Raw genomic sequence first — 12,631 nt, forward strand, 5'->3', positions numbered from 1 at the left:
GGTTGACGGAAGGTCTCGAAAGGCTCACGAAACGGTGATTCCACTCTGGACGGGTCCACGGTGCTGGCAGCGTCCCCGCTCGCCGATCCCCCGGCACCAGTAAGCGTGGAAAGAAGGAACGACCGTGGGCACTGACCCGACAACCGAGATCGACCCGTCCGCCGCCGCAGGCATCGGCATCGTCGGCACCATCATCTACCTGGCCGTCCTGGCCTTCGCCATCGTCGCGATGTGGAAGGTGTTCGCGAAGGCCGGTCAGCCCGGCTGGGCCGCGATCATCCCGTTCTACAACATCTACGTGTGGCTGAAGATCGCCGGCCGTCCGGGCTGGTGGCTGGTCCTGATGCTGATCCCGTTCGTCAACATCATCATCGCGGTGATCGTGTCGATCGACATCGCGAAGTCCTTCGCCAAGGACACCGTCTTCGGCATCGTCGGCCTGTGGCTGTTCAGCATCGTCGGCTACGCGATCCTCGCGTTCGGCGGCGCGCAGTACCGCGGCCCGGCGGCCCTCGCCGGCCAGCAGCAGGGTGCATACCGGGGCTGAGAAGCCTGAACACGTCAAGGCCGGGCCGGAAGCCACCCCTGTGCTTCAGGCCCGGCCTTTGCCGTGTCCGGAGAACTCAGACCATCCCGACGGCGCCGTACGTCGACGCGTCGGCGATGGCGGAGGTACCGGGCACCTCGCCGTCGGCCCTCCAGTGTGCCGCGAGCACCAGTCCGGGCTCCAGCAGCTTCAGGCCGCAGACGAACTCCTCCACGTCCTGCTTGGAACGCGGCACGAGCTCGAACCCCATGTCGTCGCCGAGGTCGACCAGCTGGCCGACGAACTCCGGCTCCACGTCCTTCGTGAGATGAGTCAACGCGAGGATGCTGCCCTCGGACAACGCGGATAGGTAGCGCGCCACGACGCCGGCGGGCTCGTCGGTGACGTACGGCAGGACACCGATCATCAGCACGGCCGTCGGCTTGGTGAAGTCGATGAGGCGACGCGTCTCCGGATGCCGCAGCACGGCACCGACGTCGCAGATGTCGGACTGCACGATCGCGGCGCTGAGGTTGTCGCGCAGCATCGTGCGGGCGTGGGCCACGGTCACCGCGTCGTTGTCGACGTAGACGACGTTGCACGACGGGTCGAGCGACTGGGCGACCTCGTGGACGTTGCCGGCGGTCGGGATACCGCTGCCCAGGTCGAGGAACTGGCGGATGCCGTACTCCTCGACGCACAGGCGCACCACGCGCCGGGAGAAGGACCTGATCGTGCGCGCGATCTCGGCGACGGGGAACTTCGCGATGCTCTCCTCGGCCAGGGCGCGGTCAACCGCGAAGTTGTGCGCTCCACCGAGGTAGTAGTCGAACAGCCGAGCACCGTTCGGGCGCTCGGAATCGCCGGTTGTCGTCACCCGCTTCGGGCCGTTCTGCACTGCGCACCTCACCTGCTCCCGAGCGGCGCGAACGCTGGGGGCACGGTAACCGGCTACTCCGTTCGTGTCCATCCACCATTAGTGAACACGCAGGGTGATGGCCCCCGGCCGGAGCCGAGGGCCATCGCAGGGTTACCGCTGGTCAAGCTGTGTGTCAGACGCCCGCGTTGCTGGTGATCCAGGAACGGTAGGTGGCGATGCGGGTGTAGTTGGAGCGCGTCGCGCGGTCCGAGGTGGACGCGACACCGACCTGCTTGCCGGCACCGAACATCGGGCCGCCCGAGTCACCACCGGCGGCGATGCCGTCGACGCGCGACACGGAGATCGCACGGCCACCGCGGTAGTCGGTGCCGTTGGGGTTCGTGACCCGCGTGTTCGCGACCTTCAGGTAGCGCGACTGGCAGTTGATCTCCGGCTGGTTGGTGCAGGTGGCGCCCCAGCCGTAGAGCTGCACGGTCTGGCCGGTCGCCACGCCGTCGTTGCTGGAGGCCAGCGGCGCGAACGGGCCGGACATCGTCGTCGAGACCCGCGCGAGCGCGAGGTCGGCCGACGGGTGCTTGATGATCCGGTTCGCGGTGACCAGCTGGCCACCGGAGGTCTGGTCCAGGCTGCCCGCGCGGAACGTGTACGTGCCGTTGCCCGAAACGCAGTGCTCAGCGGTCAGGATCCACTGAGGTGCGATCTTCGTGGCGGAGCAGTTCTCCCGCCCGTTGAAGAACAGGCGAGCCGCGTACGGGAAGTTCTGGGCGTAGCTGCCGCCGATGATCATCGGCGACATGTCCGGGTTCTCCGGAGCGGCCGTGGCAGCAGGGGCGAGGGAGAGAGCCGCCAGGACGGCACCCGCGATCGCAATGGTCAAACGCATGGCTGGTCACCTCATGAGTGCAGGGAGTGGTTAAGCAACCACGCACAGCTTCACCCGGCCGTGTGACCGTGACCACCCTCCGTTAGTCGGCTTTGTCGACTTCTGATTCGTCGATGTAGCCCATCGCCCACTTGCGGCCGTCGTTCGTGAACAGGAACACGAGCACCACGACGCAGTAGATGCCACCGAGCGAGCCGATCAACGGCTGCTCCGACGGCCCGTACGCGTACCAGGCGCAGCCGAGCAGCAGCAGCTGCGTGACGATCACGGGCGTGCGGGCGCCGTGGTGACCGCGGAACAACATGACCGTCGCGAAGAGCACGGCACCGAACCAGAGCACGAGCACACCGGCCGCGCCGAGGATCGGGCCTGCGGGGGTCGACCCCTCGATCACCCGGATGACGAGGGCGACGGCCAGCGCGATACCGCCCAGACCCTGCACGAAGGTGAGGGCCGAGGCGATGCGCACCGGGCGCGGCGGCGCCTGGGTCTGAGTGCTCACGGGAGACCTTTCCTCACGTTCTGTACTGGTCACGGATCGTATGCCACCCGGTTGGAGGGCTCTCCGAGCACGTCCGGCGCGGGAAGATCAAGGGGCCTTCAGCGAGCCGGCGGTCGTCCGGGGTGCACTCGGCTGCGAGGTGAACGCGGTGATGACGGAAGGGAGATTTGCGCCACTTTCGTGAGGCTGTAGCCACCCTGAGGGAGGACATGCGAGCCGCGGACGGTCACGCACTGTCTTACTCTCAAGTAGTGCGCGCTCTTCTCGTGGTGAACCCGCAGGCGACTACAACGACGCCGGCGGGCCGTGACGTGTTGGCGCACGCACTGGCCAGCGACGTGAAGCTGGAGGTCATCGAGACCTCCTACCGCGGTCATGCGGCGGACGCCGCGCACCAGGCCGCGGCGGACGGGTTCGACCTCGTGATCGCCCACGGCGGCGACGGCACGGTCAACGAGGTGGTCAACGGCGTCCTGCGCGGCGGCCCCACTTCCACCACGCCGATGCTGGGCGTCGTGCCCGGCGGGTCGGCCAACGTCTTCGCGGGCGCGCTCGGCATTCCGCGCGACCCCGTCGAGGCCACGCACGTCCTGCTGCAGGCCATCGAGCACGGCACCACCCGCCGGATCGGGCTCGGCCGCGTCTTCGCGGACGTCATCGAGGACGGCCGCTGGTTCACCTTCAACGCGGGCATGGGCCTCGACGCCGATGTCGTCGCCGGCGTGGAACACAAGCGCGCCAAGGGCCGCAACGCGAGTCCCGCCCTTTATCTGTCGGTCGCCCTCAAGGCTTACGCGCACCTCGTGCGCAAGCCGCAGCACTTCGTCGTCGAGGTGCCGGACGAGGCGCCGTTCGACGACGTCGGCATGGTGTTCGTGTCGAACACGGACCCGTGGACGTACTTCGGCGACAGGGCGATCCAGCTCAACCCCAGCACGTCGTTCGACGGCGGCCTCGGCCTGAGTGCGTTGAGGACTTTGCGGGTACCCACCGTCGGGCGCTACATCGCCCAGGTCCTGGCCACGGGCAATCCGAAGAGCGGGAATCTCGTTCGGCGTGATGACGTGGGCTATGTCAGAGTGAAGTGCGAGGAGCCCGCCAACCTCCAGGTCGACGGAGATTTCCTCGGAACGACCACCGCGGTGGAGTTTCGGGCGGTCCCCGACGCGTTGACTGTTGCTGTATAAGGAACTTGACAGTCCGTGATCGGTTCGTGACCGTCTCGGTACCCACCTGCGATGTACTGCAGTCGAGTGACAGCAGAGCGTGAAACCCCAGGTGAACGCTGTCGATCTTTTGGGTGAGTTCACTCACCGGGTCAGTGCTTACCCCTTGACATCTCTGCCGTTCGTGAAAGCATTCACAAGCACCCCAAAAAACGACCGCTGACAACCGGCGTGCCCTTGTGCGCGCCTAGGCTGAGGAGTAGTTCCAATGGACTGGCGCCACCGCGCGATCTGCCGCGACGAGGACCCCGAGCTGTTCTTCCCCGTTGGGAACAGTGGTCCCGCGCTGCTTCAGATCGCCGAGGCGAAGACCGTCTGCCGCCGTTGCCCCGTCGTCTCCGACTGCCTCGCGTGGGCACTCGAGAGCGGCCAGGACGCCGGCGTCTGGGGCGGGATGAGCGAAGACGAGCGTCGCGCCCTCAAGCGCCGCAACGCCCGCACGCGCGCCCGCAGCAACGCCTGAGCAGGCTGTTCGCCGCAAAGCAGAGCACTGTGCTTGTTTAGAACTTGATAAAGAAGAAGCCCGACACCGTGCCAGGTGTCGGGCTTCTTCTTTTGTTTGCACACCCTCCCGCATGACCACGTGAGACCGCTGAGGCTGATCGTCACGTGTGCACGGCGTTAGTTTAGCGCCGCCCTCTGAGCGGCACGCGCAGGACCGCCTCAGTACCGCCTCGGGGCCGTCGCCGCAAGCTCAAAGAGCCTCTCAATTCGGAATCGACGAGGGTCCGAACGATCTGCAGACCCAGACGATCCGTGCGTTCCAGGGAGAAACCCTGCGGAAGACCCTTGCCGTCGTCGGTGATCGTCACGTCGAGCCACTTCGCGGACCGCTCGGAATGCACGACGACCTCCCCGCGCTGGCCAGGGGCGTACGCGTGCTCGAACGCGTTCTGCACGAGTTCGGTCAGCACCATCACCAGCGGGGTGGCGATCTCGGCCGGCACGATGCCGAACCCGCCCTCGCGGCGCACGCTCACCTGCGTCTCGGTGACGGCCACGTCGCCCATCATCGGGATGACCTTGTCGACGACGTCGTCGAGGTCGACCCTCTCGTCGACGCTCATCGACAACGTCTCGTGAACCAGTGCGATGGAGGTCACACGGCGGACGGACTCGGCGAGCGCCTCCTTCGCCTCCGGGTTGCTCAACCTGCGGCTCTGCAGCCTGAGCAGCGCCGCGACGGTCTGCAGGTTGTTCTTCACCCGGTGGTGGATCTCGCGAATCGTGGCGTCCTTGGACATCAACGCACGGTCACGACGGCGCACCTCGGTCACGTCGCGGCACAGCACGATGGCGCCCGCGGCCTGCCCGCGTGGCCGAAGGGGCAAGGAACGGATCAGCACCGCCGCACCACGCCGTGACTCGGCCTCGATGCGCATCGACGGCTGACCGTCCAACGCCTGCCGAATGCGCTGGGCGACCTCGGTGGCGTCGAACGGGTCGCTGATCAGGCTGCGGGTCAGCGGTGCGAGGTGCACGCCGACCAGGTCCGAGGCGTGCCCCATGCGGTGGTAGGCCGACAGCGCGTTCGGCGAGGCGAACACCACCGCGCCGGACGGGTCGAGCCTGATCAGGCCGTCCCCGACGCGCGGACTGGTGTGCACGTCCGGTGAGGGTTCGGGCGCGGGGAACGTGCCGTCCGCGATCATCTGGCACAGGTCGGCCGCGCTGCCCAGGTACGAGATCTCCAACGGTGACGGCACGCGCGGCACCGCCAGGTTGGTGCTGCGGCTCAGCACCGCGATGACCTGCGCGCCCAGCCGCACCGGGATGGTCTCCCGACGCACCGGCACACCCAGGTGCCAGCGCGGGTCCTCCTCGCGGCAGATCCGCGACTCGTCCATGGCCCGGCGCAACTGCGGGTGCTCGTCGGTGTGCACCTCGCTGCCGACGACGTCCTCGGGGTGGGCCGTCGGCGCTGTCGTGGGACGGGCCTGGGCGACGCAGAGGAACATGTCGTCCTCCAGCGGCACCCACATGACGAAGTCCGCGAACGACAGGTCGGAGAGGAGTTGCCACTCCGCGACCACCAGCTGCAGGTGGTCGACGGCGGCGCCGGAGAGCTTGGTGTGCTCGGCCAGAAGGTCCGTGAGCGTGCTCAGAACTCCTCCATGAGAAACTGGTCGTTGAAGCAGTCTGATCCTAGGAGAAACCCATGTCGAAGCGTGCTCGCAAGCGCCGCGACCGCAAAAAGGGCGGCGCCAACCGAGGCAAGCGCCCCAACGCCTGAGTGCTGCGAAAGGCCCTGGCCACCACCACGGTGACCAGGGCCTTTTGTCTTGCGGAGGACTTCTCAGTCCTCGGTGCGAATCTCCACGATCGTCGCCCGGATGCGCGCCTTCAGATCAGCGGGTGCGTAGTCTCCGCCACACTTGCGGGCGAGCAGCGCCTTGAGGTGCTCCTCCAGCCCGAACTGCTCCAGGCACGGATGGCACTCGTCGAGGTGCGTCTGCAGTGCCGCGCGCCTGCCCTGGTCGCATTCCTGGTCCAGGAACAGCCAGACCTCGGACAGCACCTCGGAGCAGTCGGTGTCGTGGGGTTCGCCGCAGTTCATGACGCGTCTCCGTTGCTGCCGTTGCCGCTGCGGAGGAAACCGCGGTCGCGGGCGACGTCCGCCAGCATGTCGCGGAGCTGGCGACGACCCCGGTGCAACCGGGACATCACCGTGCCGATCGGGGTGCCCATGATGTCTGCGATCTCCTTGTACGCGAAGCCTTCGACATCGGCGAGGTAGACCGCGATCCGGAACTCCTCCGGCAACCGCTGCAATGCGTCCTTGACGTCGCTGTCGGGCAGGTTGTCGAGTGCCTCGACCTCGGCGCTGCGCAGCCCGGACGAGGTGTGGCTCTCCGCCTTGGCCAGCTGCCAGTCCGTGATCTCGTCGGTCGGCTGCTGGATCGGCTGGCGTTGCTTCTTGCGGTAGCCGTTGATGTAGGTGTTCGTCAGGATCCGGTACAGCCAGGCCTTGAGGTTCGTGCCCTCCGAGAAGGACGCGAACGCCGAGTAGGCCTTGAGGAACGTCTCCTGCACCAGGTCCTCGGCGTCGGCCGGGTTGCGCGTCATGCGCAGGGCCGCCGAGTAGAGCTGGTCGAGCATGGGCATGGCGTCGCGCTCGAAACGCGCAGCGCGCTCCGCCGTCGTCTCTGTCGTGCCGGTGGCGGGCACCGCGCTCCCTTCCCACAGGTTCTGGGTCGGGACTGACTTTACGCGTGACCGCTCAAGCATGTTCGTTGCCACGTTCTGGGTAACAACGGAGGTGCTGGTAGTAATTCCGCATGGCCGGACGTGGGACCCCCGCCACAGCGCTGCTGGACAAGCAGCGGGTGGCGCACACCTTGCACTCGTACGAGCACGACCCCCGCCACGAGTCCTACGGGCTGGAGGCGGCCGAGGCACTCGGGATCGTGCCGGGGCGCGTGTTCAAGACGCTCGTCGCCGAGGTCGACGGCAAGCTCGCGGTCGGCGTCGTGCCGGTGACCGTCCAGCTCGACCTGAAAGGTCTCGCGGCGGCGTTGAAGGGCAAGAAGGCGAAGATGGCCGTCGTCGCCGACGCCGAGCGTGCGACGGGTTATGTCGCCGGCGGCATTTCCCCTCTCGGACAGAAGAAACGCCTTCCGGTCGTGGTCGACGAGTCGGCGTTGCAATTCGAGACGATTTTCTGCAGCGCGGGCAGGCGTGGCCTCGAAGTCGAGATCACGCCTGCCGAACTGGTGCGACTCACCAGTGCGGTGGTCGCCAGGATCAGTGCTTAACTGACCGGCTCCGTGATGCCGCCCATCCGAACGTTCGCGCCGATACCGGACGCCGGCCACGCGATGGTGACCAGGTCGCCCGTCCGGCCCTGGCCGGGCAGGGTGAAGCGGACGAACGCAGGGTAGATCTGCGGACTCTGGAGTTGCGATGCCACGTAGGTGACGGCATACCGGCCGTCGCCGACCGTCGTCTCGGTGTACGGAGGCTGACCTCCGTTCTGGGAGGCGTTCATGTTGTTGCCCTGCGCATCGAGGAAGCGCACGTTGCTCACGGTGCCGCCGATCCGGCAGGAGGCACCCTCCGCGGCGACGAACCTGATCGCGTGCGCCTTGCTGGTCGAGGGCGACGGCGAGCGCATGTCGTGGACGCTGATCGCAAGATCGGCGCCGGTGCACCACGGGCTGTCGGCCTGCCCGGCGAGAGCCGCGGAGGCTCCCGCGCCGGTCACGAGGGCGGCACCGGCCAGGACGATCGCGGCCTTGCGGAACTTGTTCACGTGCTTCTCCCCGAATACGTCTCGATTGGTGTTTCCCCTACGCCTCAGGTGACGCCTTCGATTCGCATTCGGTTGCTGCTGATAAAAATTGTCGTAATTCTGACCGATTCGATGTCCGATCGGCCAGCGCTATTCGCCCGTCTGGCCGTCGATCTCCTCGCGAATGAGGTCGGCATGGCCGTTGTGACGGCTGTACTCCTCGACCATGTGCGTGAGGATCCAGCGCAGGCTCAGCTTGCGGCCGTCCTTCCACGGCGCCCGCTTCGCGAGCTGACCCAGGTCGCCGGTCTCCAGCGCTTCCTCGACGGCCTTGCGGGCGCGGTCGACCTCGGCCTGCCAGAGGGCGAGGAGCTGCTCCGGGGTGTCCTGGGCGGCCGAGTGCCAGTCCCAGTCGTTGTCGGCCTTCCAGTCGACGCTCGCCCACGGCTCCAGCGGCTCGCGGTCGTGCAGGACCGTGTGGAACCACTGCTGCTCGACGTACGCGAGGTGCTTGATCAGGCCGCCGAGGGTCATGGACGACTTCGCCGCCGTCTGGTTCAGCTGCTCAGCGGTGAGGCCCGCGGTTTTCCACGTGAGGGTGGCGCGCTGGAACTCCAGGAAGCCGTTCAGGGTGGCCAGCTCGTCGCCGTCCAACGGCGGTTCGGGCCGGCCCTGCTCGTCGAAGTCGCTCATGCGCCGCGACGTTAGTCGAGCGGGCGCAGCACCCGGTCCAGCCATTCGCCGACGGACCGGCCGACGTCCCCGACCGACGCCTTCAACGAGTGGTCGCCCTTGAGCAGCACGACTTCCCGGTGGAGGGCACGGCTGGGCTGGCCGAACGGGTCGTTCTCACCCTGCACGACCAGCGTGGCGACCTCGACGCCGTCGAGCTCGGACATCCGCGACTTCTCCGGCCTGCCCGGCGGGTGCACCGGGAACGCCAGGCACAGCACCGCCACGGCCTGACCCTCGACCGACGTCCGGCAGGCCACCCGCGCGCCCGACGACCGGCCCCCGAACACCAGGGGCAGGCCGTCGAACCAGCGTTCGCCCAGGTCCTCGACCACCGCGAGCCAGGCCGTGTCGAGCTGGTTCGCCGGGGCCGGGGCACGCCGGCCCGCGACGCGGTAGGGCTGTTCGATCAACGCCACGTGCACGCCGACGGAGTTCGCGGCGTGGCACGCGGCGACGAGGTCCGGGGCCTCGACGCCGCCACCGGCGCCGTGGCCCAGGAGCAGTGCCGCACGCGGCTCGTGGGCACAGTGCAGTGAGGCCCTCGCGGGGCCGTGCGGCGTGTCCACCACCAGCGTGGTCACGACAGCACTGCGCGTTCGATCAGGGAGGCGTTGTTGTTCTTCACGCTGTTCACGTCGGTCGACACGGGGCGCAACTCAAGGGCCTCGACGATCGACATGTCCGGGGTCAGCAGGCCGGACGGGTCGAGCGACGCCGGGTCGAGCCACTCCGACCAGCGGTCCTGCGGCAGCAGCAACGGCATGCGGTTGTGCACCTCGGTCAACGCGCCCATGGATTCCGTGGTGAGCACGGCGCACGTGACGGTCGGAACGTCGTCCTTCCACCACACGGACCAGATGCCCGCCATCGCCAGGGACGTGTCCTCCCCGAGCGTCATGAAGTACGGCTGCTTGCGGCCCTCGGCCGGCTGCCACTCGTACCAGCCGGCGGCGGGGATGATGCAGCGCCGCTTGATCGCCGACTGCTTGAAGGCGGGCTTGCTCATGATGGTCTCGGCCCGCGCGTTGATCATCTTGGCCGCGCCGGAGAGGTCCTTGGCCCAGTGCGGGACGAGACCCCAGCGCATGACGCGGACGCTGCGCTCCAGCTCCTCGTCCTCCGGCTTGCGCTCGACCACGGCCATGACGTGCTTGGTGGGAGCGATGTTGAAATCGGCTCCCGGTGCCTCGTCGCCGGTCCCGTCCACCGCGTCGAACTCGGCCGCCAGCAGCGCCGGGTCCTTGGTGGAGGCGTACCTACCGCACAAAACCGATCACCTCCGAAGTCTCGATAATCCCACGTCCCGCACACCAGTGCGAACTGTCCTGGGACTAATGCGGGATCATCTGTGCATGACTCAGCACTGGTCAGCCCCCAGCGCGTCCGGCCCAGTCCACTCGACGGTGCCGGTGCCCGGCTCGAAGTCGATCACGAACCGCGTTCTGGTGCTCGCGGCGCTGGCCGATGGACCCTCCACGGTCCACGCCCCGTTGCGCAGCCGCGACACGGTGCTGATGACCGCCGCGCTGGCGTCGCTCGGTGTCGGCGTCACCGACCGCGAGGACGGCGGCTGGGACGTCATGCCCGGTCTGCTGCGCGGCCCGGCCGACGTCGACTGCGGTCTCGCCGGCACGGTCATGCGCTTCCTGCCGCCCGCCGCCGCACTGGCCGAGGGCGAGATCCGGTTCGACGGCGACCCGCACGCGCGGACGCGGCCGATGAGCACCGTGCTGGGTGCGCTGCGGTCGCTGGGCGTCGAGGTCGACGGGGACGCGCTGCCGTTCACGTTGCACGGCACGGGCTCGGTGCCCGGCGGCGAGGTGACGATCGACGCGTCGGGCTCGTCGCAGTTCGTGTCCGGGCTGCTGCTGTCCGCCGCGCGGTTCGAGAAGGGCGTGACGATCCGGCACGACGGCAAGCCCGTGCCTTCGTTGCCGCACATCGACATGACGGTCCAGACGCTGCGGTCCGTCGGGGTCGAGGTGGACACGAGCGTGCCGAACGTCTGGCGCGTCGAGCCCGGTGTGGTCAAGGCCCGCACGTGGCACGTGGAGCCGGACCTGTCGAACGCGACGGTGTTCCTCGCGGCGGCCGCGGTGACCGGTGGCGAGGTGACGATCCCGCACTGGCCGTCCACCACGACCCAGCCCGGTGACGCGGTGCGCGGCATCCTGGAGCGCATGGGCTGCGAGGTCGAGGTGTCGGAGCGCGGCCTGACGGTGCGCGGCCCGGCGAAGTTGTCCGGTGTGGACATCGACCTGCGGGACGAGAGCGAGCTCACGCCGACGGTCGCGGCGCTCGCGGCACTGGCCGAGGGCCGCACGACCATCCGCGGTGTCGCGCACATCCGCGGCCACGAGACCGACCGGATCGCGGCGCTGGTCAACGAGATCAACGCGATCGGCGGCACCGCGACCGAGACCGAGGACGGCCTGGTCATCGACCCCGCTCCCCTGCGCGGCGGGGTGTGGAAGGCCTACGCCGACCACCGGATGGCCACGGCGGGCGCGATCATCGGGCTGGTGGTGCCGGGCATGTCCGTCGACGACATCGGGTCGACGACCAAGACCATCCCGGACTTCCCGGGCATGTGGAACGCCATGCTCACCGGGGGCGCGTAGACAGTGAGCAAGCGGGACTGGCGCAAGCTCGACGAATCCGACGTGCGCGTGCGCCCCGGCAAGGGGACGCGGCCGCGCAGCAAGATAAGGCCGGAACACGCCGACGCCGAGATCGCGATGGTGATCGGCGTCGACCGCGGCCGCTGGACGTGCGCGATGGAGTCCGGTGCCGTCGTCACCGCGATGCGTGCGCGCGAACTGGGCCGCACACCCGTGGTGGTCGGCGACCAGGTCGGCATCGTCGGCGACACCTCGGGCCAGCCGGACACGCTGGCCCGCATCGTGCGCGTCGAGGAGCGGTCGTCGGTGCTGCGCCGGACCGCGGACGACACCGACCCGTTCGAACGGGTCGTGGTCGCGAACGCCTCCCAGCTCATCATGGTCGTGGCGCTGGCAGATCCCCCGCCGCGCACCGGTTTCATCGACCGGTGCCTGGTCGCCGCGTACGCCGGCGGCCTGGAACCGGTGCTGTGCCTGACGAAGTCGGACCTCGCCTCGGCGGACGAGTTGCTCGCGCTCTACACCGAACTCGCCGTGCCGGTGGTCGTGACGAGGTCCGACGAGGAGCCCGCCGAACTGCGCGCGCGGCTGGCGGACACGGTCTCGTGCCTGATCGGCCACTCCGGCGTCGGCAAGTCCACTTTGGTCAACAAGCTCGTGCCGGACGCGAACCGCGCGGTGGGCGTGGTGTCGGGGGTCGGCAAGGGCCGGCACACCTCCACCCAGGCCGTCGCGCTGCGGCTGCCCGAGGGCGGCTGGGTGGTGGACACGCCGGGCATCCGTTCGTTCGGCCTCGCGCACATCACGCCGGACGACATCGTGAAGGCCTTCCCGGACTTCGCCGAGGCCGCCGAGGAGTGCCCGCCCGGCTGCGGTCACCTGGGGTCGCCCGAGGACCCCGGCTGCATGCTCGACGAACTGGTGCCGGACGCGCCGGGGCGGTTGACGTCGCTGCGGCGGTTGCTCGCGTCCCGGGCCGGAATGGACGACTACACGGATTGAGGTTGCGCAGGTCAGTCACACTTCC

At 68.5% G+C, this 12,631-nt stretch carries 17 protein-coding genes; 7 read left to right on the forward strand and 10 right to left on the reverse strand.

The window, feature by feature from the left end:
• Positions 1–124: 124 nt before the first annotated feature.
• Complete coding sequence (locus tag PV646_RS05755; RefSeq protein ID WP_500340422.1) at positions 125–547, forward strand: DUF5684 domain-containing protein; 423 nt, start codon at positions 125–127, stop codon at positions 545–547.
• Between the two features lie 76 nt (positions 548–623).
• Here the strand turns inward: PV646_RS05755 and PV646_RS05760 are convergent, their stop codons facing one another.
• The 3 genes from PV646_RS05760 to PV646_RS05770 all read right to left on the reverse strand — a co-directional run bounded on the left by PV646_RS05760 (position 624) and on the right by PV646_RS05770 (position 2,791).
• Positions 624–1,424: an SAM-dependent methyltransferase gene (locus PV646_RS05760; RefSeq protein ID WP_500340423.1), complete on the reverse strand. Its 801-nt coding sequence runs from the start codon at positions 1,422–1,424 to the stop codon at positions 624–626.
• A 154-nt stretch (positions 1,425–1,578) separates the two neighbouring features.
• Positions 1,579–2,289 (reverse strand): S1 family peptidase, encoded by a 711-nt coding sequence (locus PV646_RS05765; protein WP_500340424.1) that lies wholly within the window; start codon positions 2,287–2,289, stop codon positions 1,579–1,581.
• 82 nt (positions 2,290–2,371) lie between these two features.
• Positions 2,372–2,791, reverse strand: a complete 420-nt coding sequence (locus PV646_RS05770; RefSeq protein ID WP_500340425.1) for a hypothetical protein — start codon at positions 2,789–2,791, stop codon at positions 2,372–2,374.
• Between the two features lie 251 nt (positions 2,792–3,042).
• Here PV646_RS05770 and PV646_RS05775 point away from each other — a divergent pair, with 251 nt between their 5' ends.
• Positions 3,043–3,978 (forward strand): diacylglycerol/lipid kinase family protein, encoded by a 936-nt coding sequence (locus PV646_RS05775; protein ID WP_500340427.1) that lies wholly within the window; start codon positions 3,043–3,045, stop codon positions 3,976–3,978.
• 247 nt (positions 3,979–4,225) lie between these two features.
• Entirely contained in the window at positions 4,226–4,480 is a 255-nt protein-coding gene (locus PV646_RS05780) for a WhiB family transcriptional regulator (RefSeq protein WP_015104912.1), read from the forward strand.
• Between the two features lie 163 nt (positions 4,481–4,643).
• Here PV646_RS05780 and PV646_RS05785 read toward each other — a convergent pair whose 3' ends face one another.
• Complete coding sequence (locus PV646_RS05785; protein ID WP_500342275.1) at positions 4,644–6,122, reverse strand: histidine kinase N-terminal domain-containing protein; 1,479 nt, start codon at positions 6,120–6,122, stop codon at positions 4,644–4,646.
• Positions 6,123–6,175: 53 nt separating this feature from the next.
• Between PV646_RS05785 and PV646_RS05790 the strand changes: the two genes are divergently transcribed.
• Positions 6,176–6,250: a 50S ribosomal protein bL37 gene (locus PV646_RS05790; RefSeq protein ID WP_369809028.1), complete on the forward strand. Its 75-nt coding sequence runs from the start codon at positions 6,176–6,178 to the stop codon at positions 6,248–6,250.
• A gap of 63 nt (positions 6,251–6,313) precedes the next feature.
• Here PV646_RS05790 and rsrA read toward each other — a convergent pair whose 3' ends face one another.
• Together rsrA and PV646_RS05800 are read right to left on the reverse strand one after the other, a co-directional pair.
• Positions 6,314–6,574 (reverse strand): mycothiol system anti-sigma-R factor, encoded by a 261-nt coding sequence (gene rsrA, locus PV646_RS05795; RefSeq protein WP_189154252.1) that lies wholly within the window; start codon positions 6,572–6,574, stop codon positions 6,314–6,316.
• Positions 6,571–7,203 (reverse strand): sigma-70 family RNA polymerase sigma factor, encoded by a 633-nt coding sequence (locus PV646_RS05800; protein ID WP_500342277.1) that lies wholly within the window; start codon positions 7,201–7,203, stop codon positions 6,571–6,573. Before PV646_RS05800 ends, rsrA begins: the two co-directional genes overlap by 4 nt.
• A gap of 92 nt (positions 7,204–7,295) precedes the next feature.
• Here PV646_RS05800 and ybaK point away from each other — a divergent pair, with 92 nt between their 5' ends.
• A complete protein-coding gene (gene ybaK, locus PV646_RS05805) occupies positions 7,296–7,772 on the forward strand; it encodes a Cys-tRNA(Pro) deacylase (RefSeq protein WP_500340429.1) in 477 nt (158 codons plus the stop codon).
• Here the strand turns inward: ybaK and PV646_RS05810 are convergent.
• The 4 genes from PV646_RS05810 to PV646_RS05825 all read right to left on the reverse strand — a co-directional run bounded on the left by PV646_RS05810 (position 7,769) and on the right by PV646_RS05825 (position 10,250).
• Positions 7,769–8,269, reverse strand: a complete 501-nt coding sequence (locus PV646_RS05810) for a hypothetical protein (RefSeq protein ID WP_500340430.1) — start codon at positions 8,267–8,269, stop codon at positions 7,769–7,771. The genes ybaK and PV646_RS05810 overlap by 4 nt on opposite strands.
• A gap of 129 nt (positions 8,270–8,398) precedes the next feature.
• The gene (locus tag PV646_RS05815; RefSeq protein WP_500340431.1) at positions 8,399–8,941 is read right to left on the reverse strand and encodes a DinB family protein; all 543 of its coding nucleotides are present in this window, start codon (positions 8,939–8,941) and stop codon (positions 8,399–8,401) included.
• An 11-nt stretch (positions 8,942–8,952) separates the two neighbouring features.
• The gene (locus PV646_RS05820) at positions 8,953–9,564 is read right to left on the reverse strand and encodes an alpha/beta hydrolase family protein (protein ID WP_500340432.1); all 612 of its coding nucleotides are present in this window, start codon (positions 9,562–9,564) and stop codon (positions 8,953–8,955) included.
• Entirely contained in the window at positions 9,561–10,250 is a 690-nt protein-coding gene (locus PV646_RS05825) for an SOS response-associated peptidase (RefSeq protein WP_500340433.1), read from the reverse strand. The genes PV646_RS05820 and PV646_RS05825 overlap by 4 nt, the downstream gene beginning before the upstream one ends.
• Before the next feature lie 67 nt (positions 10,251–10,317).
• Here PV646_RS05825 and aroA point away from each other — a divergent pair, with 67 nt between their 5' ends.
• Together aroA and rsgA are read left to right on the forward strand one after the other, a co-directional pair.
• Complete coding sequence (gene aroA, locus PV646_RS05830; protein WP_500340434.1) at positions 10,318–11,604, forward strand: 3-phosphoshikimate 1-carboxyvinyltransferase; 1,287 nt, start codon at positions 10,318–10,320, stop codon at positions 11,602–11,604.
• A 3-nt stretch (positions 11,605–11,607) separates the two neighbouring features.
• Positions 11,608–12,606: a ribosome small subunit-dependent GTPase A gene (gene rsgA, locus PV646_RS05835; protein ID WP_500340435.1), complete on the forward strand. Its 999-nt coding sequence runs from the start codon at positions 11,608–11,610 to the stop codon at positions 12,604–12,606.
• Positions 12,607–12,631: the final 25 nt, after the last annotated feature.

It is taken from the genome of Streptomyces sp. ID05-26A (assembly GCF_033794685.1).
Classification (GTDB): domain Bacteria; phylum Actinomycetota; class Actinomycetes; order Mycobacteriales; family Pseudonocardiaceae; genus Lentzea.